Raw genomic sequence first — 23,179 nt, forward strand, 5'->3', positions numbered from 1 at the left:
GGAACTTCAGCCCCGCAGCGTTCCCAATGATTGTCGAGCCACTGGCGTGCGAGTTCCAGCCCTAACTCACGGACACGAGGTTCTGGCGCCTCGGCCAAGCGATCCGTCTCGTCGCCACTGAGTTCACATGAATACCGGCCTGCCCTCGCTTCGCCTGCAGCTCGTGCGTCTGGGATCCCACTCCGAACTTGGCCTGTAATTCTGGTCGGCGCCAACCATCCGCCGGGCGACGTCGCCGCACGCCATCGGCTACTCCGCGAGCCTGCTAGCTGGCAGCGAAGTCTCGACAACGCAGGTGGGGTTTCCGAGCGGGCTGCGTGGGTGACCCGCACCCCAGACGCCAGAACGGCTCCCCGCCGCCCCAAGTCGAACAAGATCAGCCCCTGTTCACGGCCTGTTCTTGACCGGGCCGAAATCGCCCCGCTACACTCGCCCGGCGGGCTGCCGAGGCACCTCATGGTCACACGGGTCTCCACCGTCGCCTTCGAGGGGATCGAGGGCCGCGAGGTCGATGTGCAGGTGCAGATCTCGGCCGGCACGGTGGCCTTCGTGCTGGTCGGGCTGCCGGACAAGGCGGTCGGGGAATCGCGGGAGCGGGTGCGCGCCGCCCTGCTCGCCTCCGGCCTGGCGCTGCCGGCCAAGCGCATCACCGTGAACCTCGCGCCGGCCGACCTGCCCAAGGAAGGCTCGCATTACGACCTGCCGATCGCGCTCGGCATCATGGCGGCCATCGGCGCCATCCCGTCCGACGCCCTGGCCGGCTACACGGTGTTGGGCGAGCTCGCGCTGGACGGCTCGCTCACGGCGGTGGCCGGGGTGCTGCCGGCCGCCATCGCGGCGAATGCCCGTGGCCAGGGGCTGATCTGCCCTGCGAGCTGCGGCCCGGAGGCCGCCTGGGCGTCCCGCGACGCCGACATCCTGGCGCCCCGCTCGCTGATCCAGCTCGCCAACCACTTCAAGGGCGACCAGGTGCTGGCCCGGCCGGAACCGGCGGTCGCGCCGCCGGCCGACAGCCTGCCCGACCTGCGCGACATCCGCGGGCAGGAGAGCGCCAAGCGCACGCTCGAGATCGCGGCCGCGGGCGGCCACAACCTGCTCATGTCCGGCCCGCCCGGGGCCGGCAAGTCGATGCTGGCGGCGCGGCTCCCCTCCATCCTGCCGCCGCTCGGCCCGAAGGAGCTGCTGGAGCTGTCGATGGTGCAATCGGTGGCCGGGCTGCTGGCCAACGGCGCGCTGTCGAGCCGGCGGCCGTTCCGGGCGCCGCACCATTCCGCGTCCATGGCGGCGCTGGTCGGCGGCGGCGTCTCGGCCCGCCCGGGCGAAATCTCGCTCGCCCATCACGGCGTGCTGTTCCTGGACGAGCTGCCAGAATTCCAGCCGGGCGTGCTGGACGCGCTGCGGCAGCCGCTCGAGACCGGCCAGGTGATGATCGCCCGGGCCAATCACCGCGCCGTCTACCCGGCCCGCGTGCAGCTCGTGGCCGCCATGAACCCGTGCCGCTGCGGCCACGCGACCGAGCCCGGCTTCAGCTGCCGCAAGCAGCCCAACGAGCGCTGCATGGCGCAATACGCGTCCCGCATCTCCGGCCCGCTGCTGGACCGCATCGACCTCGCCATCGAGGTGCCGGCCGTCACGGCGGCCGACCTCATCCTGCCGCCCGCCACCGAGGGATCGGCCGAGGTGGCGGCCCGGGTCGCGCGGGCCCGCGAGATGGCGCTGCGGCGCTACGCTGCGCTCGGGCTCCCCGACGTGACCACCAACGCCGCCTGCCCGGCCGCCATCCTGGACGAGGTGGCGAAGCCTGACGCGGACGGCTTGCGGCTGATCCGGGAGGCGGCCGAGGCCATGCGGCTGTCGGCCCGCGGCTACCACCGCATCCTCAAGGTGGCCCGCACATTGGCTGATCTCGACGGCGAGCGCTTGGTGCGGCGCATCCACCTGGCGGAGGCGATCTCGTACCGGTCGCATGCCGACCGGCGGCCGGTCGCGGCGTGAAACCGGCCGCGCACGGGGCCGCCGCCCGCGGAGCCGCACCATGCTGCTGATCCAGACCCGCCTCGGCCCCAGCAGCATTCATGGCCTCGGGGTCATGGCGGCCGAGCCGGTCCGCGCCGGCCAGCCAATCTGGCGCTTCGAGCCGGACCTCGATCTGGTCCTGCCGCTTGCCCGCCTGGAGGGGCTGCCGCCGGCCTTCCGGGCCTATCTCGATACCTACGCCTATGCCGCCCCGGAATTCCCGGGCAGCGTGGTCCTGTCCTGCGACCACGCCAAGTTTCTCAACCATGCGGAAGACCCGAACACCGAGATCCGGGGCCGCGAAACCTTTGCCAGCCGGGACATTGGGGTCGGCCAGGAGATCACCTGCGACTATCGGTCCTGCGTCTCCGGCTGGACCGGACTCCCCTGACTGCCCGGCGCGTCCCGCCCCGCGCTTCCCACTAACCGGGCAGGTCGCTAGCATGACCGGAAAGAGGCAGGAGGCATAACCTCCTGGGGGGCAGATGGCGACGCTCGGGAGCGGGTTGCGCCGTTCCCGCGGCAGGCCGCTCGCGGCCATCGGGACCTGGGTCGAGAGGTGGCGCGGCAGCCGCCCGTTGCGGGCTGTCCTCGCCATCGGCACGGTCGTCTTCGTCCTGGTGATCGCCGCCACCGCCCTGCTCGTGCTGGAGATGCGCGAGCGCGAGCTCAACGACGCACGGCGCGGGCTGGTGAACCTGAATGCGGTGCTGGCCGAGGGTGCCAGCCGCACGCTGCAGAGCGTCGATCTGGTTCTTGGAACCGTCTTGGACGAGCTCAAGGCCGAAGGCGTCGAGACCCTGGCCGATCTCAATCGCCTGAAATCGGACCGCAACACCCATGAGGCCCTGAGGGCGCGGGTCACCGGGCTGCCGCAGCTCAACGCCATCAGCCTGATCGGGGTCGACGGTCGTCTGGTCAGTTTTTCCCGCGGCTATCCCGCGCCGGAGATCGACCTGTCGGACCGAAACCATTTCCAGGCGCTCAGGGACGGCCAGGACGCGCGCGACATCTTCATCACCGAGCCGGTCGTGAACCGGGGCAACGGCGCCTGGACGGTGTACATGGCGCGCCGGTTCGTGACGGCCTCCGGAACGCTGGTCGGCTTCGTCTACGGAGCTCTTGAACTCGGCTATTTCGCCGACTTCTACGCCTCGCTCGATCTCCCGCCCGGCACCACGCTGGCGTTGCGGCACCGGGACGGGAACGTGCTGGTCCAGCATTCGCACAGAGCGGCTGGGCCCGGGCGGACCAATGAACGCGCCGTCTCGCAGCCGGCACACGGGCCCGACGGGGTCATGCGGCTGTCCACCGACCGGCCGGTTCCGGATTTTCCGGCCGTGGTGGCCACCGCGTCCCGCACCGTGCCCGAGATCCTGCGCGAGTGGCGCCGTCACGCACTCCTGGTCGGGCTCGCGGGCGGGCTTGTGGCCATGGCCGTGCTGGCCGTCATGGGGGCGCTGGTGCGCCAGTTCGCCGCCTATGAGGAGGTCGCCCGGGCCGTGGAGGAGCGGACGGCCGCGGTCAGTGGCCGGGAAGAGGTCGAAGCCCAGCTGCGGCAATCGCAGAAGCTCGAAGCGATGGGTCAGCTGACTTCGGGCGTGGCCCATGATTTCAACAACCTGCTCACGGTGGTGATCGGCAACCTCGACCTGCTCGCGCGCCGCCTCCCGGCCGACGACGAACGGCTGCACCGGCATGTCGAGAGCGCGCGGGGCGGCGCGGAGCGGGCGGCCACCCTGACGCAGCGCCTGCTCGCCTTCTCGCGCCGGCAGGCGCTGGCCCCGCAGGCCGTGGACGTCAACGAACTCGTGCGCGGCATGGCGGATCTGTTTCGTCAGACGCTCGGGGAAAACAGGGCGCTGACGCTCGACCTGGCGCCGGACCTCCCCAAAACGTTCGCCGACCCAAACCAGCTCGAGGCCGCGCTGCTGAACCTCGTCGTGAATGCCCGCGACGCGATGCCGGGCGGCGGGACGGTGACCGTGGAAACCCGCAACGAGGCCGCTGCCGACGGCGCGCTCCGGCCGGCCTTCGTCAGCGTTGCCGTAACCGATACCGGCACCGGCATGCCGACGGAGGTCGTGCGCCGCGCCTTCGAGCCCTTCTTCACCACCAAGGAGCCCGGCGTCGGCACCGGGCTCGGGCTGGAGCAGGTCTACGGCTTCGCCAAGCAATCCTCCGGCGACGTCAAGATCGACAGCGAGGTCGGGATCGGCACCCGGATCTGCCTGTTTCTGCCCCGGCTCGGGGCGGAACCGCCCGAGCCGCCGCGAGCCGGGCCGGCTGCCCCGGAGCGGGAGCGGGGCGGCCAAACGGCCGTGGTTCTGGTGGTGGACGACCACGAGCTGGTGCGCCGCACCAGCGCGGAGGCGCTGCGCGACGAGGGCTACGTCGTGCACGAGGCGGCGGACGCGGCCGCAGCCCTGCGCATCATCGAGGAGGAGCCCGTCCAGGTGCTGTTCACCGACATCGGACTGCCGGGCCTCGACGGGCGCGACCTCGCCGCAGCCGCGCGGCGCATGCGGCCGGGGATCGCGGTCCTGTTCATGACCGGCTATGGCCAGGAGGGCGCGGCGCTCGGGACGCTGGATCCCGACCTGCCGGTGATCACCAAGCCCTTCCCGTCGGCAGCTCTGGCGACCCGGGTGGCGGAGCTCCTCGAGGCCGCCGGCAGCCGCGCCGCGACGTGACCCCGCAACAGGAGCCCCCTCCCGCATGAGACCCCGGCGCAGCGTCCTCTACATGCCCGCCTCCAACCCGCGCGCGATCGACAAGGCCCGCACGCTCGCGGCCGACGCCGTGATCCTCGACCTGGAAGACTCGGTGGCGCCCGACCAGAAGGGCGAGGCCCGGGCGCAGGCGGTGGCGGCGGTCGCGGCCGGCGGGTTCGGGCGACGCGAGGTGATTGTGCGGGTCAATGGTGCCGACACACCCTGGGGCGGACCCGACCTCGCGGCGGCCGCGACCTGCGGCGCCGATGCCGTGCTCCTGCCCAAGGTGTCAGATCCCGATACTCTGGCCCGGGCGGAGGCCGCCCTCGCGGCCGCCGGCGCGCCGGAGGAGCTGCGGATCTGGGCCATGATCGAGACGCCGCGCGCCATTCTGCGCATCGACGCGATCGCAGCTCGGAGCGAAGGGGGCCGGCTCGCCTGTTTCGTGCTCGGCACCAACGACCTGGCCAAGGAGACCCGGGCCCGCATGGTGCCGGGCCGCTGGACCATGCTGCCCTGGCTGCAGACGGCGCTCGCGGCGGCGCGGGCGCACGGGCTCGATGCGATCGACGGCGTGTTCAACGACCTGGCCGATGCGGACGGATTCCGGGCCGAATGCGCCCAGGGCCGCGACCTCGGCTACGACGGCAAAACCCTGATCCACCCGAACCAGATCGCACCCGCGAACGAGATTTTCGCGCCGCCCGCCCACGAGGTGGAGGCGGCGCGCCGGGTCATCGCGGCCTTCGAGCGGCCCGAGAATGCCGGCCGGGGCGTGATCACGCTGGACGGCCGCATGGTGGAGCGGCTCCATGCGGAGATGGCGCTCCGGACGGTGGCCCTGGCGGACGCGATCGCCCGCGCCGGATAGGAGCGCGCGCCGGGCCGGCCCGGCCGTCGCTCTAGCTGAGCGAGCGGCCGATGGCCTCGAACTTCTCGGCCCGATGCCGGCGGATCTCCTCGGGGCCGAGCCCGCCCAGCCCTCTGAGGCCGGCCTCGATCGCGTCGCCGGCCCGGGCGAGAAGCGCCTCGGGATCGCGATGCGCTCCGCCCGGCGGCTCCGGCACGATCTCGTCGATGACGCCAAAGCGCAAGAGATCCTGGGCGGTGATCTTCATCGCGGTCGCGGCGTCCTGGGCCCTGGTCGGGTCGCGCCACAGGATGGAAGCGGCGCCTTCGGGCGAGATCACGCTGTAGACGGAGTGTTCCAGCATCAGCACCCGGTTCGCGGTCGCGATCGCGATCGCGCCGCCGGAGCCGCCCTCCCCGATCACGATGGCGATGTTCGGGGCGCCGAGCGCGAGGCACGCTTCGGTCGAGCGCGCGATGGCCTCGGCCTGGCCACGCTCTTCGGCGTCGATCCCCGGATACGCCCCGGCCGTGTCAACGAAGCTGAGCACCGGCAGTCCGAATCGGTCCGCCATCTCCATCAGCCGCGCCGCCTTTCGGTAGCCCTCCGGCCGGGCCATGCCGAAATTGTGCCGGATGCGGGTTTCCGTGGTGTGGCCCTTCTCCTGCCCGATGATGCAGACCGGCTCGCCCCGGAACCGGCCGAACCCGGCCACGATGGCCTCGTCCTCGCCAAAGCGGCGGTCACCGGCCAGCGGCGTGAACTCGGTCAGGAGGTGCTGGCAATAATCGACGAAGCGGGGCCGGTTGGGGTGGCGGGCGACAAGCGTCTTCTGCCAGGGCGTGAGCGAGCCGTAGAGCTCCTTCAACGCCGCGGAGGCCTTGGCCTCCAGGCGGAGGATGTCGTCGGAGATCGACACGGCGTCGCCCTCCGCGCCGAGGGCACGCAGCTCCTCGACCTTGGCCTCGAGCTCGGCGACCGGTTTTTCGAAATCCAGGAATGCGCGCATAGGGCGTCAGGCGGTCCCCGCCGAGGCGGGGAGCCTCACTGCCCCGCAGTTAAGCCGCGACGGCCCAGTCTTCAACCCATCCGGCGCTCAGCCGAACACAAGCAGGCCGGCCAGCCCGGCCGACCCGACCAGAATGCGCCACCAGGCGAAGGGTGCGAAGCCGTGGCGCGAGATGTAGTCGAGCGCCGTCTTGACCACGAGGAGCCCCGACAGAAAGGCTGCCACGAAGCCGACCGCGATCATGGCGACATCGTTGAAGGCCAGCAGCTTGTAGCTCTTCAGGAGGTCATAGGCGAAGGCGCCGGCCATGGTCGGCATGGCGAGGAAGAAGGAGAATTCGGCCGCCGAGCGCTTATCGGCCCCGAACAGCATGGCGCCCACGATGGTGGCCCCCGAGCGCGACACCCCGGGAATCATGGCCAGGCACTGCACCAGGCCGATGCCCAGGTACATGGGCAGCGGGAACTCGGTCGCGTCGTGGTGCGTGGGCCGCAGCGGCAGCCGGTCCACCACCATGAGGATGAATCCGCCCACGACCAGCGACACGCAGACCACCAGCGGGTTGAACAGCACGCCCTTGATGAAGCCGTGCAGCCCGGCCCCGATGGCGGCAGCCGGCAGAAAGGCGATCAGCACGCCGAGCACGAAGCGCCGCGCCGCCGGCCGCGTCGGCAGGTCCAGGGCAATCCGCAGCAGGCGGGCGAAATAGGCCGACACGATCGCCAGGATGGCCCCGAGTTGCACCAGAATGGCGAAACTCTTGTCGGCCTCGCCATCGAGGCCGAAGAAGTGCTGGAGGAGCAGGAGGTGCCCGGTGGAGGAGACCGGCAGGAATTCGGTCGCGCCCTCGACAAGGCCGAGGATCAGCGCCTGCCACCATTGCGTCGCGCCCATGCCGTCGTCCCGTCGCCCGTGTCGTGCCTCTCTCGCCAGCTCATGGTTAGCGCAAGGTTAATCGTCTCGCTCCGTCCGGCCTCGGCCGTGGACGTTACGGTTACCGCGCCTTAACCAGCGCCCGGCTTAGTCCGCAACCGAGTCCGGTACCGCCTGGCGATATGGCCACCCTGCACCACTACAGCTTCTGCCCACATTCCCGATTCGTCCGGCTCGCGCTGGGCGAGATGGGGCTGCAATCGGACGAGGAGGAGGAGCGCCCCTGGGCCCGCGAGGAGAGCTTTTTGCGGCTCAATCCGTCGGGAGCCACGCCCGTCTTCCTGGAGAACGACATCGCCATCCCGGGCGCGGGCGTCATCGCCGAATACCTGGACGAGACCCGGGGGCTCGGCCTGAATGGCCGCCGCCTGCTGCCGCCCGACCCGGCCGGCCGGGTGGAGGTGCGCCGCCTGCTCGACTGGTTCAACGGCAAGTTCCACGAGGAGGTGACGGGCTATCTGGTCACCGAGAAGATCGTGAAGCGTTTCTCCGGGGGCGCGCCAGACGCGGCCGCCATCCGGGCGGCGCGTTCGAACATGCGCTACCATCTGCGCTATATCGGCTTTCTGTCCGGCAGCCGGAACTGGCTCGCGGGCGACCATCTGACCTATGCCGATCTGGCGGCGGCGGCCCATCTCTCCTGCGCGGATTACCTCGGCGACGTGCCATGGGACGAGGACGAGACGGCGAAGGACTGGTACGCCCGCGTGAAATCACGCCCGGCCTTCCGGCGGATCCTGCTCGACCGCGTGCCCGGCATGCTGCCGCCGGATCATTACGCGGACCTGGACTTCTAGACGGCGCCGCCCTCAAGGCGCTGCTGGCCGAGCGCGCCGCCGCGCTCGGCTTCGACCTACTCGGCACGACCACACCGGACGCCATCCCGGAGGCCGCCGGCCGGCTCTCGGCCTGGCTTGCCGACGGCCATCACGGTTCCATGAGCTGGATGGAGGCGGATCCGGGCCGCCGGGCGGATCCGCGCGGTCTGTGGCCCGAGGTGCGCAGCGTCGTCATGCTGGGGCTTTCAACCGCGCCGCCCACGAACCCACTGCTCGGCCTCGCCCAGCGCGAGCGCGGCCTCCTGGCCACCTATGCGGTCCGGCGCGATTACCACGAGGTGATCAAGGGCCGGCTCAAGGAGATCGCGTCCCTCTTGGCCTCCCGCAGCGGCGCCGAGGTCAAGGTCTTCGTGGACACCGCGCCCGTGATGGAAAAGCCGCTGGCCGCCGCGGCCGGGCTCGGATGGACCGGAAAGCATTCCGTCGTGGTGTCGCGCCGGCACGGCTCGTGGCTGCTGCTCGGCGCCATCTTCACCACCGCGGAATTGCCGCCGGACCCGCCGGAACGGGAGCGTTGCGGCTCCTGCACCCGTTGCCTGGACATCTGCCCGACCGGGGCCTTCGCCGGGCCCTACCGGCTGGATGCACGCCGCTGCATCGCCTACCTGACCATTGAGCATGCCGGCCACATCCCGGCCGAGTTCCGCGCCGCCATCGGCAACCGGGTGTTCGGCTGCGACGACTGCCTGGCGGTGTGCCCCTGGAACAGCTTCGCGGCCGCCTCCTCCGATGCGCGCCTGGCGATGCGCGAGGAGCTGGCTGCCCCGGCGCTGCGCGACCTGGCGGGGCTCGACGATTCCGCCTTTCGGCGCCTCTTCGCGGGCACGCCGATTAAGCGCACGGGGCGCGACCGCGTGGTCCGCAACACGCTGATCGCCATCGGCAATTCCGGCGAGCCCACGCTCTCCGATGCCGCGGAGCGGCTGCTGCGCGACCCCTCCCCGCTGGTCAGGGCGATGGCCGTGTGGGCCCTGGCCCGGCTCCGGCCCGACTACGCCGCTTCCCTCGCGGGCGCTCGGCTCGGCGAGGAGCGCGACGAGGCTGTCCGGGCGGAGTGGCGGGCCGCCGGGAAGCCGCCCTCCCCCGCTCCGATCGCGGTTCCGGCGCCGCCCGCGGGGTGACGGCCCGCGTCAGGCGAGCTGCGCTGCGGCCTCTGGGTCGCTGACTGTGACGTTCAGATCCGTCACGTGGCCGTTGGCGATGGAATACACCCAGCCGTGCACGGCGAGTTCCTGCCCGCGCGCCCATGCGTCCTGAACGAACACGTCGGACGCAACGTTGCGGACCTGGCGGATCACGTTCAGCTCGCACAGCCGGTCGAAGCGCGGCCGTTCCGGCATCGCCTCCAGTTCGGCCCGGTGCGCCTGGTAGACCTCGCGGATCGGGTGGAGCCAGTGGTCGACCAGTCCGCGCCGCTGTCCGTCCACGGCGGCCTGCACGCCGCCGCAGCCGTAATGGCCCACCACCATGATGTGCTTCACCTTGAGCACGTCCACGGCGAATTGCAGCACGGACAGGTAATTGGCGTCCTGCGGCGGAGCCAGGTTGGCCACGTTGCGGTGCACGAACAGCTCGCCCGGATCGAGATCCACGATCTCGTTGGCCGGCACGCGGCTGTCCGAGCAGCCGATCCAGAGATATTCGGGGGCCTGTTGCCCCTCCAGCCGGCGAAAGAAGCCGGGATCGGCCGCGACCTTGCGTTCCGCCCAGGCCCGGTTGTTGGCCTTCAGGTGATCCAGCATGCCCGTCCTCATGGTGCATCGCGGGATGAGCGAAGAACCCGGCCAAGTCAATTTCCGAAAGCCGCGCGCCGGGGGCGAGCGACCCGCGACAGGACGGCGCTCCGGTCCCCGCTTCGGAGCAGGATGGCGCCGCCGGGGGTCAGGCCTGAGGTGTCGGCCGCCCGCAGCCGGGGCGGGGGCCTGCCGTCACCAGCGCGGCTGAGCCCGGCCGTGGGGGGCATCGCGGCGAGCCGATCCGGTCGCCACGGGGTGGCCATACGGATCGCGCGGCACGTCGACCGAGCGAGGCGGACCGCCGCGCTGGATCCCGGTCGAGCCCTGCTCCGGGTAGCTCGTCATGAAGGCGCCGCCAGCCGGCTCGCGATCCCCGCCGCTGCCGCCGCGCTCTGCCAGCACCGGCGAGGCGGCCGCGACCAGCATGCCCGAGGCCGCGATCAGAGAAGAAAGGAAGCGCATCGCCATCTCTCGTTGGAGGGCGGCCGAAGCCGCGTGTCTGGGCGAATGCCCAGGGGCCGCCCGGGTTTCACCGCGCCGCCGCGACACAGCGCGCAGGGACACCGCCCAGGCGCCGTCCTCAGGGCTTCAAACGGTAGCCGGTCCGGAACATCCAGGCAACGACGGCCGCGCAGGCGAGCAGAAAGGCGAGCGTCATGCCGAGGCTGAGCCCGACGCCGACATCGGCGCTGCCAAAGAAGCTCCAGCGGAAGCCGCTGACCAGGTACAAAACCGGGTTGAGCAGCGACACGGTGCGCCAAAAGGGCGGCAGCATGTCGATCGAGTAGAAGCTGCCCCCCAGAAAGGTCAGCGGCGTGATGACCAGAAGCGGAATGAGCTGCAGCTTCTCGAAATTCTCCGCCCAGATCCCGATCAGAAAACCGAGCAGGCTGAACGTCACCGCGGTGAGCACCAGGAACGCCGCCATCCAGACCGGATGGGCGATGCCGAAGGGCACGAAGAGCCGCGCGGTCAGAAGGATGATCACCCCGAGGATCACCGATTTCGAGGCGGCGGCCGCCACGTAGCTGGCGGTCAGCTCGAAGGCGGAGACGGGGGCCGAGAGGTGCTCGAAGATGGTGCCGGTGAACTTTGGGAAGTAGATTGCGAAGGAGGCGTTGGAGACGCTCTGGGTCAGGAGCGACAGCATCAAGAGGCCGGGCACCAGGAAGGCCCCGTAGCTGACCCCGTCGACCTCGCTGATGCGGCTGCCGATGGCCGCGCCGAAGACCACGAAATACAGCGTCGTGGACAGGACGGGCGAGATCACGCTCTGCAGCAGCGTGCGCCGCATGCGGGCCATTTCGAACAGGTAGATGGCCCGGATCGCGTGCCAGTTCACGCCGGTTCCTCCACGAGTTGGACGAAGATCTCCTCGAGAGAACTCTGCTCGGTGCGCAGATCGGCGACGTCGAGCCCCGATGCGGCGAGGGCCGCCAGGAGAGCGGCGACGCCGGTATCTCCGGCCTGCCGGTCGTAGCTGTAGACCAGCTCCCGTCCGCCGGCCGCGAGGTCGAGGCCGGTTGTGGCGAGCGTCGGGGGCAGCGCCGCCACGGGGCTGGCGAGCTCCAGGATCAGCTTCTTGGTGCCAAGCTTGCGCATCAGCTCGGCCTTCTCCTCGACCAGAATCAGCTTGCCCCTGTGGATCACGCCAATCCGGTCGGCCATCTCCTCGGCCTCGTCGATGTAGTGCGTGGTCAGCACGATGGTGACGCCCTGCGCCTGCAGCCGGCGCACGAGCTGCCACATGTCGCGCCTGAGTTCGACATCGACGCCGGCCGTCGGCTCGTCCAGGAACAGGATCTGCGGCTCGTGCGAGAGCGCCTTGGCGATCAGCACGCGGCGCTTCATGCCGCCCGACAGCGTCATGATGCGCTGGTCGCGCTTGTCCCAAAGCGAGAGGTCCCGCAGCAGCCCCTCGATGAAGGCCGGGTTCGGCGGCCGGCCGAACAGCCCGCGGCTGAAGCTCACGGTGGCCCAGACCGACTCGAACGCGTCGGTCGCAAGTTCCTGGGGCACGAGCCCGATCCGGGCCCGGGCCGCCTTGTAGTCCCGCACGGTGTCGAGCCCGTCTGCCAGCACCGTGCCGGTCGTGGCCGAGATGGTGCCGCAGCTGATGCCGATCAGCGTCGTCTTGCCGGCCCCGTTGGGTCCGAGCAGGGCGAAGATCTCGCCGCGCCGGATGTCGAGATCGACGCCCCTGAGCGCCTCGAACCCGCCCGCATAGCGCTTCGAGAGGTTGCGGATTTCCAGGGCGGGCCGCATCGCGGTGGGGTCCAGGACGCTCAAGGTCCGGTATGGCCCCGGCCCGTCTCGGCCGGCTCGTTCTCGGTCGGCAGCTCGCAGCGATTGTGGATGTGGGTCGCGGCGACGGCCGCGTGCCCCATGGCGACCACGATCTGATCGAGTCCGCGCACCGCCCCACCGGCCGCGTAGAGGCCCGGCACGCTGGTCTGGTTGTGGTCGTCCACGAGCAGGGCTCCCGTGGAGTCGTGATCCGCCCCGAGCGCCAGAGCCAGGTCGGAACGGTGACGCAGGCCGAGGGCGGAGTAGAGGACCTCGAAGCTGAAATCGGCGCCGCCGGCCCGGATGGCGCTGATGCGGCGGCCGTCATGCTCCAGTGCCTCGACCTGCTCGGGCACGACCCGGATGCCGTGCTGACGCACCTGCTCCTCCTGCTCGGCGTCCAGCTCCATGGGCTGGCCGAGTGTGAGCAAGGTCACGTCGCGCGAATAGGTGCGGGCCACGAACACGGCCTCGCCGAGGCCCTGGGCACCGTAGCCGAGCACGCCGATGCGCTTGCCCGCCGCCTCGTAGCCGTCGCAGATCGGGCAGTAGCGCACGAGCCCGCGCCGGATCGCGTCCGGCAGGTCCGGCAGGTCCGGCTCCACATCGGCCGATCCCGTCGCGAGCAGCACCCGCCGGGCCCGGACGCGGCGCCCTCCGCCGCTCTCGACCACGTCGGCCCAGAAGCAACCCTCGGACTTCTCCAGGCGGGACACCTCCCCGGCGACCGGGACCACGTCGTAGCGCGCGAGATGGGCACGGTGGCGGGCCAGGATGTCGGGACCGCCGATCCCGTCCTCGAAAAACGGGATGTTGTGGCTCGTCGGGATCGAGGCCGCGCGGCTCGCCCCCGCATCCACCACCAGGAAGCGGCGGTGAAACCGGGCCAGGTAGAGCGCGGCCGTCAACCCGGCCGGGCCGCCGCCGATCACCAGGCAGTCGAGGAGGTCGTCGGCGGAGTCGGGCATGGCCCGCTCGTCGGCCCTGGCGTGCCCCGGGTCAACCCGCAGCCCCGTACCGTCACGGGACGGACTGGAGCGCCGGCCCGTCAGGCGGCCCGGCCGCCCTCGCTGGCCAGTTGCAGCCGACTCGAGCGGAGCTCGCCCGATTGCTCGAGCAGCCCGTAGGCCGTCGCCGCGATATGAGCCTCGATGCGCTTCAGGTCGCGCGTGATGTCGAGCTGCAAGGCACTGGTCTGGATCTGGTCGGCGCGGCCGGACTTCATCTGCAGGAAGTGACGTTCGGTCGTCTCGCGCTCGATCTCGCGAAACTGCTCCTTCTCGCTGACCAGGCGGCGGGCCGCCTCCGTGTCGTGCGACATGTACACCGCCACCGCGAGCCGGAGATGATCCAGCAGCCGCGCGTGCATGTCGCTGATCGCCGCCAGCGCCTCCGGCGAAAGACGCTGCTGGTTGCGGATGCGCTTGGCCGCCATCTCCATCAGGTTCTTTTCGACGATGTCGCCGACATGTTCGAGGTTGATGGCGAGCGCCAGCGTTTCGGTGATGCGGCGCGCTTCGGCCGCGCTCAGGTTCTCATGCGCGATCATGCCGATGTAGCGCTGCGTCGCCACGTAGAGCCGGTCGAGCACGTCGTCCTTGCGGCTGATCTCGGCGATCTTCTCGCGGTCGTCGCGGTGGAACGCGCCCTGCGATCCGCGCAGCATCTCCTCGACCACGTCGGCCATGCGCAGCACCTCGCGGGAGGCATTGGCGAGCGCGACCGACGGCGTCGCGAGGGCGGTCTCGTCGAGATAGATCGGCGCGCCGGGATCGGCCGCCGCCGCCCGGTCCGGGAAGAGGGTGCGGAGCAGCCGCGCCAGGAGCGGCAGGAGGGCGATGAACAGGGCCGCCATCACCAGGTTGAACAGCAGGTGGAAATTCGCGGCGAGCCGGGTCGGGGACGCCTCGATGCGCAGAAGCAGGTCCGCCAGCGGATCCAGAATGGGCAGGACGAGCGCCGCGCCGACCAGCCGGTTGATGAGATTGCCGACCGGGACGCGGAGCCGCCCGGGCTCCTTGCCGAGCGCGTCGATGAGCGGGTTGAGCGCGCTGCCGATGTTGCAGCCGACCACCATGGCCAGCGCCGAGGCCCCGCTCACCGCCCCAGCGCCGGCCAGCGACATGACCAGAAGCACCGCCGCCACGCTGGAATGCGCCGCCCAGGCGAAGCCGGCCGCGATGAGGGTCGTAAGCAGCGGATCCTGCGTCAGCGCCCGGAACAGGTAGGCCAGCGTGGCCGAGCCCTCGACCGGCCGCATCGTGACCACGAGGAGGTGGAGGGCGAGCAGCATCAGACCGAGCCCGATCACCGCCTGGGCGGCGTCGCGCATCATGGCGCTGCCGCCGCGCCGATGCGCGATCACGCCGACGAGGATCAGAAGCGGGAAGACGTAGGTAACGTCGAAGGAGGCGAGCTGCACGATCAGCGTTGTGCCGACATTGGCGCCCAGCATGACGGCCAGCGCCGGGACCAGCTCCACGGCGCCCAGCCCGCTGAAGGAGGTCACCATCAGGGCGGTGGCGGTCGAGCTCTGCAGCAGCGCCGTCACGCCGATGCCGGTCAGGAAGGCACGCCAGCGGCTCTTGAGGCCGATGCCGAGGGCGCTCCTGAGGTCGCTGCCGAAGGCGCGCTGCACGCCCCCATTGACCATGTGGATGCCCCACAGGAGCAGCGCGATCTCGCCGAGAAGTTCAATCAGGATATGGGTCGCCGACATCTGGCCCGGTATCTCCCTCCTTTCGGATCAGTGCGGCCGCTGCGCGGTGGCCTCGATCAGGCAGTCCTCGATGATCGCGACGGCCTTGTCCATTTCGGCCTCGCTCACGGTCAGGGGCGGCGTCAGCGTGAGGACGTTGCCCATCGTGGTCTTGAACGACAGCCCCCGATCGAGGGCGCGGTAGAGCACCGCCTCGGCGAGGTCGCCGTCCGGCTCGCGCCCCTCGCGGCTGCGCACGAGTTCGATGCCGAGGAGGCAGCCCCGGCCGCGCACGTCGCCGATGGCGCCCACCCTCTCCTTGAGCCCGTGCAGCCGAACCAGCGCCCGGGCCCCGACGCGCTCGGCGTTGGCGACCAAATCCTCGTCCTCGATGATCTCGATCGTGGTGAGGGCCGCCCGGGTCGTGACCGGGTTCTTCTCGTGCGTGTAGTGCCCGAAGGCCCAGTCGCCGGCGACATCGAGCTCCGGCCGGGCGATCGCGCAGGCGATCGGCAGGATGCCGCCCCCCAGGCCCTTGCCGAGGACGAGGATGTCCGGCTCCACCCCATCATGCTGGCAGGAGAACATGCGGCCGGTCTTGCCGAGCCCGGTCGGAATCTCGTCAAAGATCAGAAGCACGCCGCGGCGGTCGCAGATGCGGCGCACCTCCGCCCAGAACCCCGGCGGCGCCACGTAGGGCACGGCCCGGGTCGGCTCGGCCACGAGGCAGGCCACGTCCGGGTCGCGGGCCAGCACATAGTCGATCATGCGGGCGCACGCCGTGCCGCTCTCCTCCGGGCTCGTCGTCCCATAGGGGCAGCGATAGCCGCCGAAGGGGGCGACATGCAGCGCGCCCGCCACCAGCGGGGCGGCTGGGCCCGACCGGAACAGCGTCTCGCCCGACATCGCGGCCGCGCCGGTGCCGGCGCCGTGGAAGGCGTCCCAGAACGACAAGGTCTTGGTCCGGCCGGTGGCCGCGCGGGCGATCTTGACGGCCACCTCAATGGCGTCCGACCCGCCGGTGGTGAGGAGCAGCTTGCCGAGTCGGCCGGGCGTGATGGCGGCGAGCTTTTCGGCGAGCTGGACGGCGGGCTCGCAGGTGTAGCGGCGCGGCGCAAAGGGCAGCGCGTCCATCTGGTCGGCGATCGCCTTCTTCAGGCGCGGGTGGCCGTAGCCGATGTGGTGGACGTTGTTGCCGTGGAAATCCATGTAGCGGCGGCCCGCCACGTCCTCGATCCAGACGCCCTCGGCCTTGCGGACCGCGTTGAGGCAGGGCGTCGACACGGATTGGCGCAGGAAGACCTGCTCGTCGCGGGCCAGCAGCCGGGCGGTCGGCGTGTCGATGGAGGCGGCCTGCCAGGCCGTGCGGCGGCTGGTCAGATTGGTGTCGCCCTCCGATTCCGTCACCGTGCCGAGCATCACGATCCCATGGCCTCCACGATCTCCTCGGCGAGCGCGAAGGAGCACGACATGCCGGCGCCCGTCGCAACCGTGACGACCCGGATCTCCGGGGCGGGCGCGACCACGACCACGGGAGTTGCGGGCGCCGACGCGTAGGTGCCGGTCCAGCTTTCCGTCACGGCGGGCCGCTCGCCCAGAAGCGCCTCGTAGGAATCCAGGATCATGCGGTCGATCGCCGAATCCGCGAAGGGGTCGGGGGTCGGGTCATAGACGTGCGAATCGCCGATCACGCAGGTTCCGTCGCGGGCCGCCGCGACGATCAGGTGGATGCCGGCGGCGAGTTCCGGCCCGGCGTCCCGCTCGAGCCGAGCCCGGAGCGCGCCGGAGGCCGGAAGCGCCGCGAACCCGCCATAGCGAAGCAGCGACAGGTCGCTCATCAGCACATGCGGCAGGGCGGGGCGGCTCGGCCGCACCCGCATCATCTGCAGCTTGCAGCGGGTCAGGCCGAAGGGGGCCAGAAGGTCGGGAAACAGAGCCGTGGCGTCGTCGCCCGGGGCCACCACCGTCTGCCGGGCGGCAAGGGAGCCCCGGCTCGTGCCGACCTCGCCGGGCTCCACGGAGGTGACGGCCGCGCCCCAGACGAAGGTCACCCCGTGGGCAGCAGCCAGATGGGCGGCGATGCGCGGGATCGCCTCGCGCGGCTCGACCCGAAGCTCGTGCGGGCTGACCAGCGCGGCCGCGACCCCGCCTGCGAGGCCGGGAAAGCGGCGGGCCGAGGCCTCTCGGCCCAGCAGTTCGCAGCCCTCGGCCATCGGCCCGGCGGCAAAGCTTTCCAGCACAGCGGCCGCCTCCGGCCGCCGCGCGGCCAGCAGCATGCCACGCTGGTGGATCGGGATCCCGGCTGCGGCCGCGAGGTCGAGCCAGACGTCACGCGAGCGGCGCGCCCGCCGCCACATCGCTCCCTCCTCCTGGCCGGACACGGTGACGAAGCCGAAATTGCGGATCGAGGCGCCGTTGGCCCGCGTGTCACGGTCGATCACCACAACCGACAGGCCACGCCGGGCGCAGGCGAGCGCATGGGCCAGCCCGACGACCCCAGCGCCGACCACCGCGACGTCGAAAGGCCCCGCCGGGAGGCTCACCGCGCGCGCCAGCGCTGCAGCCGGCCGAACAGGAAGCGGTCGAGCCCGAGATGCAGCAGCTTCACGGCGATGGCGGTGAGCATGATCACCGTCGCCATGGCGGCCGCAGAGGCAATGGCGCCGGCCTCGTCCATATGGACGATCGCCACCGAGGCGAGCTTGGAATCGGCCCCATACAGGAAGATCACGGCGGACACGGTCGTGAGCGCGTTGACGAACATGTAGACTGCGATGTCGAGGATCGCCGGCATGCAGATCGGCACGGTGACGCGGCCAAAGGTTCGCCAAAACGGCACCTTGAGCGAGGCGGACACCGCCTCGATCTCGCGGTCGATCTGCTTCAGGCTGGTGGTCGCCGTGATGTGGGCCACCGTGTAGAAATGGGCGATCGTGTTCACGACCAGCACCGTCAGGGTGCCGTAGAAGACGTTGAGCGGATTCCAGACGGCGTTGAAGAAGAACACGTAGCCGAGCCCAAGCACGAGGCCGGGCACGGCCATCGGCAGCATGGCGATGAACTGGGCCAGGGCGCGGCCGCCCGGGGCGGCCTCCACCTTCTCGATCAGATAGGCGCCCGTGAAGACGAGCGCGGTGCCGATGACGGCCGCGAGGCCGGCGAGCCGCAGCGAATTGAAATAGGGCTCCCAGCCGCCGGGCTCGGCGCTGGCAAAATCGTAATTCGCGAGCGTCAGGGACAGGTTGTAGGGCCAGTAGCGCACAAAGGAGCCCCACACGGCCGTGCCGTAGGTGGCCACGATCAGAGCTGCGACGGTGCCGGCATAGAGGAGCAGCACGAGGTCGCGCCGGCGGCGCGGCTTCGGCGCATAGGGCACCGCGCGGGCGGACAGGAGCGCCACCTGCCGGCGCCGCACCATGCGGTCGACCGCGAAGGCCAGCACGGCCGGCACGAGCAGGATCAGCCCGACCACCGCGCCCATGGGGAAGTTCTGCTGCCCGACCACCTGCTTGTAGGCGTCCGTGGCCAGCACGCTGAACTGGCCGCCGATGACCTTCGGGATGCCGAAATCTGTGATGACGATCGTGAAGACCACGAAGGTCGCGCTGATCAGCCCGTAGCGGGCCCCGGGCAGCGTCACGGTGCGGAACACGCGGGCCCGCGACGTGCCGAGCGCCTCGGCGGCCTCGTAGAGCCGCCCGTCGGAGAGGGCGAGCGCGGTCGCCAGGATCAGCAGCGCGTGCGGGAAGCTGTACAGCACCTCGGCAAGGACGATGCCGATCGGGCCGTAGATCGAGGCCCCGGCCAGCGCCCCTTTCAGGATGCCCTGGTTGCCGAAGATGTAGACGAGGGAGAGCGCCGACAGCAGCGAGGGCGCGAAGATCGGCAAAAGGGCGGCCGCATAGAACAGCCCCTTGCAGGGAATGCGGCTGCGCTGCAGCGCATAGGCATAGACGAAGGCGAGTGGCACCACGATGGCCGTGGACAGGCCGGCGATCCAGACGCTGTTCACCAGCGAGGCGACCAGGGTCGGCGTGGTGACGTAGGTCAGGAAGTTGGCGAGGCCGACGAAACGGCCGTCCGTGTCCTGCACGGCCTTGGACAGCAGCGTCCACAGCGGCAGGGCCACGATCAGCACCAGCACGGCGCAGAGCAGGCCGATCAGGAGGCTGGCGACCTGCCGCTCGCCCGGGCCTCGGCGCCGGGCCGCCGCCACGGCACCCGGCCGGAACGCGGCCGCCGGTGCCGTCCCGAGCGCGGCCTGGCTCATGCGGCCGACCCGGCCGGGAACACCCGCAGCGTTTCGGCCGGCATGGCGACCGCCCTGATCTCGCCCGGCCGGATGGCGAGATCCCGCATGGCGTTGGCGGAGAAATCCGCCGCGATCGGCGTGTCGGGCGATGAGACCGGCAGGAGCTGAGCGCGGCAGAACGAGCCCAGGAAGGACAGCTCACCGATCTGCACGTCGAACCGGTTCGGGGTGTCGGCCGTGATGCTCCGGGTCCGGATGGCCTCCGGCCGCATGGCGAGCCGCACCGGCGTGCCGGGCAGGAACCCCGATCCTTCCCCAAGCACCAGGTCGAGCGCGCCGACCCGCACCGTGGCGGGCCCGGTCGCGACCGCGTCCAGAAACGTCATGTGCCCGACGAAATCCGCCACAAAGGGCGTCTCCGGATGGCGATAGATCTCCTCGGGCGTGCCGACCTGCTCGATCGCGCCCTGGTTCATGACGACGATCCGGTCGGCCATGGCGAGGGCCTCCTCCTGATCGTGCGTCACCATCACGGTGGTCACCCCGAGCCGCTTTTGCAGCGTGCGGATCTCGTCCCGGAGGCGGACCCGAACCTTGGCATCCAGCGCCGACAGGGGCTCGTCCAGAAGCAGCAGGCCCGGAGAGGTCGCGAGCGCACGGGCCAGCGCGACCCTCTGCTGCTGCCCGCCCGAGAGCTGGACGGGATACTTGCTGCCCTGTTCCGGCAGGCCGACCAGCGCGAGCAGCTCCTCGACGCGGCGCCGGATCTCGTTCCGACCGGTGCGCCGGTTGACGAGACCGTAGCCGACATTCTGCGTGACGGTCAGGTTGGGGAACAGCGCATACGACTGGAACACGATGCCGAAATCGCGCTCCGCGGGCGGGGCGCGCGACACGTCGCGGCCGGCGATCTCGATCGTGCCTTCGTCCTGGAGATCGAGCCCGGCAATGGCCCGGAGCAGGGTCGTCTTGCCGCAGCCGGACGGGCCGAGGAAGCAGACGAACTCGCCGCGCGCGATGTCGAGATCGATGTCGCGCAGAGCCGTGAAGCTGCCGAACCGCTTGGCCAGCCCCCGCACGCGCAGGAAGGATGGCTCGCTCACCTGCGCCTCCCACGTTCCGGCGTTGCCCAGCGCAACCCGGAGCCCCCGATGACACCGGGGGCCGCTGGTCCCCCGGCAACCGCCGGGCCAGCGATGCGGCGCCCTGTGCCGCACCGCCCCCGGAGCGATGGCCGAATGGCCTTCACCTCAGTTCTTCGGCGCGGCCTTGGATTCGTAGCGCTTGGACCATTCCGCCAGAACCCGCTCGCGATTCTCGGCCATCCAGCCGAGGTCGTTCTTGATCATGCCGGCTTCGCCATTGGCCGGGTAGTTCGGCGGTGTGTTCTTGACGCCCGGGAAGGCCACCACGGCGTAGCTCTTCGAATAGAGCTCGTTGGCCTCCTTGGTGGCCGACCAGTCGGCGATCTTCTGAGCCACCGCCAGGTTCTTCGAGCCCTTGACGATGGCGCTCGCCTCGAGCTCCCAGCCGGTCCCCTCCTTGGGCACGATCACCTCGATCGGCGCGCCCTTGGTCTTTTCCGAGGCGCCCCGCATGTCCAGCGCGAGGCCGACCGTCCGCTCGCCGCGGGCGGCCTGAACGCAGGGTGCCGAGCCCGAATGGAGATAGGCCGCGATGTTCTCGTGCAGGCCGTCCATGAACTTCCAGCCGGCCTCTTCGCCCATCGACTGGAGCCAGCCGGCCACCATCAGGTAGCCGGTGCCGGACGAGGCGGGATGGGGCATCACGACCTTGCCCTTCAGCCCGGGCACCAGCAGGTCGTTCCAGGACGCGGGAGTCTTGACGCTGCTCTTCGCCGCCTCGGCCGTGTTGAAGCAGACGACGCCCAGATAGGCGTCCATGCCGGTCCAGGTATACGGGCCCTTGGTGTCGCGGAATTGCTCCTTGAGCTGATCGGCGCCCTTCGGCTTGTATTCCTGCAGCAGCCCGGCCTTTTCGAAGACGAGCAGGCTGGAGGCCGCGAGGCCCATCACCATGTCGGCCCGAGGGTTGTCCTTCTCGGCCATGAAGCGGGCGGTGATGACGCCGGTGGAATCCCGCACCCAGACCACCTCGGCCTCGGGCACGGCCTTCTCGATCGACGCCTTGAAGGGCCCGAGCTGGTCGTTTTCGAGCCCGGTATAGATCGTGACCTTGGACCTCTGCGCGAGGGCATCGCCGGCACCGAACGCAACCGCCAGGGCCAATCCGCCCGCAAGCCAAGCTTTCATGATGTTCGCCCTCGTTGGTGGTTCGGCACGATCTTGTTCGACAGGCCGACCGGGCGGCAAGCTCAACAAGCCGCCCCGGACGGTGATGTTTTGCTCATTTGCCGCAAGAGTCTACACCGGCCACGGCAGGGAGTAGGTGCGCACGTTGGTGAAGCTCTTCATCGCCTCCACCACGCCCTCCTTGTAGCCGAGGCCGGAATCCTTGATGCCGCCGAAGGGCGACATCTCGATCCGGTAGCCCGGCACCTCCCAGACGTTGACGGTGCCGACCTCAAGGTCGGACACGAAGCGGGTGATGTAGTCGAAGCGGTTCGTACACACGCCAGATGACAGGCCGAAGGCGGTCGAGTTCGAGATGCGGATCACCTCGTCGATGTTGTCCGGGCAGCGGATGATCGGGATCACGGGCCCGAAGGTTTCCTCCCGCACGAGCTCGCAATCGTAGGGCACCCGGTCCACCACGGTGGGCGGAAACAGCGCGCCCTCGCGGGCCGGGCCGTGCAGCAGTTCTGCCCCGGCCTCGACCGCGCCCGCCACCCGAGCCTCGAACAGCTGCGCCGAGCGCTCGTTGATCACGGTGCCGATGTCCGTCGCCGGATCCATGGGATCTCCGGCCCGCAGCTTCTTCGCCTTGTCGAGCACGAGGCGGCTGAACTCGTCCGCCACGCTTTCCACGCACAGGATGCGCTTCACGGCCGTGCAGCGCTGGCCCGAATTCTTGGTCGCGCCCTGCACCGCGAGCTCGGCCGCCTTGTCCAGATCGGCGTCCTCCATGACGATCAGCGGGTCGTTGCCGCCGAGTTCCAGCACGATCCGCTTGTAGCCGGCCTTGGCGGCGATGTGCTTGCCGACCCTGACCGAGCCCGTGAAGGTGACGAGGTCGGCATCCGGATCGGTGATCATGGCATCGCCCATCGTGGACGGGTTGCCGGTCACGACGGACAGCATCTCAGGCGGCAGGCCGCATTCGTAGAGCACGTCGGCGAGCGCGAGCGCCGTCAGGGGCGTCAGCTCGGTCGGCTTGAGGACAAGTCGGTTGTTGGTCGCGATGGCGGGCGCGAGCTTGTGCGACACCATGTTGAGCGGGTGGTTGAACGGCGTGATGGCCGAGATCACCCCGAGCAGGGGCAGCCGCGTCGTGTAGATCTTGCGGCTCTTGCCGTTCGGCGAGATGTCGCAGGAATAGATCTCGCCGTCGTCCTTGATGGTGAGCTGGGCCGCGAAGGACCACACGTCGTAGGCGCGGCTGGCCTCGTACAACGAGTCCTTCCAGCACAAACCCGATTCCGCCGTGATCAGCCGGGCGAAATCCTCGCGCCGGTCACGCAGGGTCTCGGCCGTCTTCTGCAGGATCTGCTGGCGCTCATAGCGGGACAGCTTCGGCTTGAAGGCCCGGGCGGTCGCGAAGGCCTCGCGCACATGCTCGGGGCGGGCGGCCGGCACGGTGCCGACCACGGCGCCCGTATAGGGGTTGAGCACCTCGACGACCTGGTCGGTTTCGACGCGACGGCCGGCGATGCGCATCGCCTCGCGCCGGACAGGGGGGTGGACGTGGGCGTTCATGGGGTCGGCC

20 protein-coding genes are annotated in these 23,179 nt (G+C 70.3%); 6 read left to right on the forward strand and 14 right to left on the reverse strand.

Going from position 1 to position 23,179, the window contains the following annotated elements; all coding sequences use genetic code 11:
• Nucleotides 1-456: 456 nt before the first annotated feature.
• The 4 genes from JWR86_RS14190 (at nucleotide 457) to JWR86_RS14205 (ending at nucleotide 5,601) form a co-directional block, all read left to right on the forward strand.
• On the forward strand, nucleotides 457-1,995 hold the full coding sequence (locus tag JWR86_RS14190; RefSeq protein ID WP_299566734.1) for a YifB family Mg chelatase-like AAA ATPase: 1,539 nt from the start codon (nucleotides 457-459) through the stop codon (nucleotides 1,993-1,995).
• Between the two features lie 40 nt (nucleotides 1,996-2,035).
• Nucleotides 2,036-2,407, forward strand: a complete 372-nt coding sequence (locus JWR86_RS14195; protein WP_299566736.1) for an SET domain-containing protein-lysine N-methyltransferase — start codon at nucleotides 2,036-2,038, stop codon at nucleotides 2,405-2,407.
• Between the two features lie 187 nt (nucleotides 2,408-2,594).
• Nucleotides 2,595-4,709, forward strand: a complete 2,115-nt coding sequence (locus tag JWR86_RS14200) for a hybrid sensor histidine kinase/response regulator (protein WP_299566738.1) — start codon at nucleotides 2,595-2,597, stop codon at nucleotides 4,707-4,709.
• Between the two features lie 25 nt (nucleotides 4,710-4,734).
• Nucleotides 4,735-5,601 (forward strand): CoA ester lyase, encoded by an 867-nt coding sequence (locus JWR86_RS14205; RefSeq protein WP_299566740.1) that lies wholly within the window; start codon nucleotides 4,735-4,737, stop codon nucleotides 5,599-5,601.
• A 31-nt stretch (nucleotides 5,602-5,632) separates the two neighbouring features.
• Here JWR86_RS14205 and JWR86_RS14210 read toward each other — a convergent pair whose 3' ends face one another.
• Nucleotides 5,633-6,589, reverse strand: coding sequence for an acetyl-CoA carboxylase carboxyltransferase subunit alpha (locus JWR86_RS14210; protein WP_299566742.1), 957 nt, complete (start codon nucleotides 6,587-6,589; stop codon nucleotides 5,633-5,635).
• A gap of 87 nt (nucleotides 6,590-6,676) precedes the next feature.
• Nucleotides 6,677-7,483, reverse strand: a complete 807-nt coding sequence (locus tag JWR86_RS14215; RefSeq protein ID WP_299566744.1) for an undecaprenyl-diphosphate phosphatase — start codon at nucleotides 7,481-7,483, stop codon at nucleotides 6,677-6,679.
• Between the two features lie 161 nt (nucleotides 7,484-7,644).
• Here JWR86_RS14215 and JWR86_RS14220 point away from each other — a divergent pair, with 161 nt between their 5' ends.
• Nucleotides 7,645-8,319 carry a glutathione S-transferase family protein gene (locus JWR86_RS14220; protein WP_299566746.1) on the forward strand — a complete coding sequence of 225 codons (675 nt, stop codon included), beginning with the start codon at nucleotides 7,645-7,647 and terminating at the stop codon, nucleotides 8,317-8,319.
• Between the two features lie 23 nt (nucleotides 8,320-8,342).
• Nucleotides 8,343-9,482: a tRNA epoxyqueuosine(34) reductase QueG gene (gene queG, locus JWR86_RS14225; RefSeq protein WP_299566779.1), complete on the forward strand. Its 1,140-nt coding sequence runs from the start codon at nucleotides 8,343-8,345 to the stop codon at nucleotides 9,480-9,482.
• A gap of 9 nt (nucleotides 9,483-9,491) precedes the next feature.
• On the opposite strand, the gene can is transcribed toward queG, so the two are convergent.
• The 12 genes from can to phnY form a co-directional block, all read right to left on the reverse strand.
• The gene (gene can, locus JWR86_RS14230) at nucleotides 9,492-10,103 is read right to left on the reverse strand and encodes a carbonate dehydratase (RefSeq protein ID WP_299566748.1); all 612 of its coding nucleotides are present in this window, start codon (nucleotides 10,101-10,103) and stop codon (nucleotides 9,492-9,494) included.
• Nucleotides 10,104-10,289: 186 nt separating this feature from the next.
• A complete protein-coding gene (locus JWR86_RS14235) occupies nucleotides 10,290-10,559 on the reverse strand; it encodes a hypothetical protein (RefSeq protein WP_299566749.1) in 270 nt (89 codons plus the stop codon).
• A 118-nt stretch (nucleotides 10,560-10,677) separates the two neighbouring features.
• Nucleotides 10,678-11,439 (reverse strand): ABC transporter permease, encoded by a 762-nt coding sequence (locus JWR86_RS14240; RefSeq protein WP_299566750.1) that lies wholly within the window; start codon nucleotides 11,437-11,439, stop codon nucleotides 10,678-10,680.
• Nucleotides 11,436-12,362, reverse strand: a complete 927-nt coding sequence (locus tag JWR86_RS14245; protein WP_299566752.1) for an ABC transporter ATP-binding protein — start codon at nucleotides 12,360-12,362, stop codon at nucleotides 11,436-11,438. The genes JWR86_RS14240 and JWR86_RS14245 overlap by 4 nt, the downstream gene beginning before the upstream one ends.
• Before the next feature lie 20 nt (nucleotides 12,363-12,382).
• Nucleotides 12,383-13,351, reverse strand: coding sequence for an NAD(P)/FAD-dependent oxidoreductase (locus tag JWR86_RS14250; protein ID WP_299566754.1), 969 nt, complete (start codon nucleotides 13,349-13,351; stop codon nucleotides 12,383-12,385).
• Nucleotides 13,352-13,431: 80 nt separating this feature from the next.
• Nucleotides 13,432-15,102 carry a Na/Pi cotransporter family protein gene (locus JWR86_RS14255; RefSeq protein WP_299566756.1) on the reverse strand — a complete coding sequence of 557 codons (1,671 nt, stop codon included), beginning with the start codon at nucleotides 15,100-15,102 and terminating at the stop codon, nucleotides 13,432-13,434.
• Between the two features lie 27 nt (nucleotides 15,103-15,129).
• The gene (locus tag JWR86_RS14260) at nucleotides 15,130-16,500 is read right to left on the reverse strand and encodes an aspartate aminotransferase family protein (RefSeq protein ID WP_299566781.1); all 1,371 of its coding nucleotides are present in this window, start codon (nucleotides 16,498-16,500) and stop codon (nucleotides 15,130-15,132) included.
• Nucleotides 16,500-17,624: a TIGR03364 family FAD-dependent oxidoreductase gene (locus JWR86_RS14265; RefSeq protein ID WP_299566758.1), complete on the reverse strand. Its 1,125-nt coding sequence runs from the start codon at nucleotides 17,622-17,624 to the stop codon at nucleotides 16,500-16,502. The genes JWR86_RS14260 and JWR86_RS14265 overlap by 1 nt, the downstream gene beginning before the upstream one ends.
• A complete protein-coding gene (locus tag JWR86_RS14270) occupies nucleotides 17,621-19,351 on the reverse strand; it encodes a putative 2-aminoethylphosphonate ABC transporter permease subunit (protein ID WP_299566760.1) in 1,731 nt (576 codons plus the stop codon). The genes JWR86_RS14265 and JWR86_RS14270 overlap by 4 nt, the downstream gene beginning before the upstream one ends.
• On the reverse strand, nucleotides 19,348-20,436 hold the full coding sequence (locus JWR86_RS14275; RefSeq protein WP_299566763.1) for a putative 2-aminoethylphosphonate ABC transporter ATP-binding protein: 1,089 nt from the start codon (nucleotides 20,434-20,436) through the stop codon (nucleotides 19,348-19,350). Before JWR86_RS14275 ends, JWR86_RS14270 begins: the two co-directional genes overlap by 4 nt.
• Nucleotides 20,437-20,583: 147 nt before the next feature.
• Nucleotides 20,584-21,606, reverse strand: coding sequence for a putative 2-aminoethylphosphonate ABC transporter substrate-binding protein (locus tag JWR86_RS14280; protein WP_299566765.1), 1,023 nt, complete (start codon nucleotides 21,604-21,606; stop codon nucleotides 20,584-20,586).
• A 111-nt stretch (nucleotides 21,607-21,717) separates the two neighbouring features.
• Entirely contained in the window at nucleotides 21,718-23,169 is a 1,452-nt protein-coding gene (gene phnY / locus JWR86_RS14285; RefSeq protein WP_299566767.1) for a phosphonoacetaldehyde dehydrogenase, read from the reverse strand.
• Nucleotides 23,170-23,179 lie beyond the last annotated feature (10 nt).

Source organism: Enterovirga sp. (assembly GCF_028290205.1).
Classification (GTDB): domain Bacteria; phylum Pseudomonadota; class Alphaproteobacteria; order Rhizobiales; family Beijerinckiaceae; genus Enterovirga.

Excerpts from the sequence above, each read along its gene's own strand:
- JWR86_RS14190 (WP_299566734.1), top strand. The coding sequence starts at position 457 with ATGGTCACACGGGTCTCCACCGTCGCCTTCGAGGGGATCGAGGGCCGC.
- JWR86_RS14195 (WP_299566736.1), top strand. The coding sequence starts at position 2,036 with ATGCTGCTGATCCAGACCCGCCTCGGCCCCAGCAGCATTCATGGCCTC.
- JWR86_RS14205 (WP_299566740.1), top strand. The coding sequence starts at position 4,735 with ATGAGACCCCGGCGCAGCGTCCTCTACATGCCCGCCTCCAACCCGCGC.
- JWR86_RS14210 (WP_299566742.1), bottom strand. The coding sequence starts at position 6,589 with ATGCGCGCATTCCTGGATTTCGAAAAACCGGTCGCCGAGCTCGAGGCC.
- JWR86_RS14215 (WP_299566744.1), bottom strand. The coding sequence starts at position 7,483 with ATGGGCGCGACGCAATGGTGGCAGGCGCTGATCCTCGGCCTTGTCGAG.
- JWR86_RS14220 (WP_299566746.1), top strand. The coding sequence starts at position 7,645 with ATGGCCACCCTGCACCACTACAGCTTCTGCCCACATTCCCGATTCGTC.
- can (WP_299566748.1), bottom strand. The coding sequence starts at position 10,103 with ATGCTGGATCACCTGAAGGCCAACAACCGGGCCTGGGCGGAACGCAAG.
- JWR86_RS14235 (WP_299566749.1), bottom strand. The coding sequence starts at position 10,559 with ATGCGCTTCCTTTCTTCTCTGATCGCGGCCTCGGGCATGCTGGTCGCG.
- JWR86_RS14245 (WP_299566752.1), bottom strand. The coding sequence starts at position 12,362 with ATGCGGCCCGCCCTGGAAATCCGCAACCTCTCGAAGCGCTATGCGGGC.
- JWR86_RS14250 (WP_299566754.1), bottom strand. The coding sequence starts at position 13,351 with ATGCCCGACTCCGCCGACGACCTCCTCGACTGCCTGGTGATCGGCGGC.
- JWR86_RS14255 (WP_299566756.1), bottom strand. The coding sequence starts at position 15,102 with ATGTCGGCGACCCATATCCTGATTGAACTTCTCGGCGAGATCGCGCTG.
- JWR86_RS14260 (WP_299566781.1), bottom strand. The coding sequence starts at position 16,500 with ATGCTCGGCACGGTGACGGAATCGGAGGGCGACACCAATCTGACCAGC.
- JWR86_RS14270 (WP_299566760.1), bottom strand. The coding sequence starts at position 19,351 with ATGAGCCAGGCCGCGCTCGGGACGGCACCGGCGGCCGCGTTCCGGCCG.
- JWR86_RS14280 (WP_299566765.1), bottom strand. The coding sequence starts at position 21,606 with ATGAAAGCTTGGCTTGCGGGCGGATTGGCCCTGGCGGTTGCGTTCGGT.
- phnY (WP_299566767.1), bottom strand. The coding sequence starts at position 23,169 with ATGAACGCCCACGTCCACCCCCCTGTCCGGCGCGAGGCGATGCGCATC.